This window comes from Phytobacter sp. V91, from assembly GCF_965644225.1.
In the GTDB taxonomy this organism is placed as follows: domain Bacteria; phylum Pseudomonadota; class Gammaproteobacteria; order Enterobacterales; family Enterobacteriaceae; genus CBFFRJ01.
On the sequence record NZ_CBFFRJ010000350.1, the window covers coordinates 1 to 293 of the forward strand.

General features: G+C 51.9%; 1 protein-coding gene. It reads right to left on the bottom strand.

Annotated features, from left to right (window positions below; translation table 11 throughout):
- Nucleotides 1-293, bottom strand: a 293-nt coding sequence (locus ACSZO4_RS25980) for a transposase (RefSeq protein ID WP_437891947.1), incomplete at both ends; no start/stop codon positions are given.

The following is a 293-nucleotide window of genomic DNA, read 5'->3' on the forward strand; positions in this document are numbered from 1 at the left end:
GTGGTGACCACTTTTTCAGTCAGGCCTGTCGCTGCATCAACCGCAATATGCGCTTTCATACCAAAGTACCACTGATTGCCTTTACGGGTCTGGTGCATCTCCGGGTCACGTTGCCCGGATTTATTCTTCACAGAGCAGGGCGCAGAGATGATGGTGGCATCGATAATCACCCCCTTACGCATCATCAGTCCTGCCTGCTTCAGTTTAAGGTTAATCAGGGCCAGCACCTGTTCACCGGCGTTATGTTTCTCCAGAAAATGACGGAAATTCATGATGGTGGTGCGGTCGGGGAC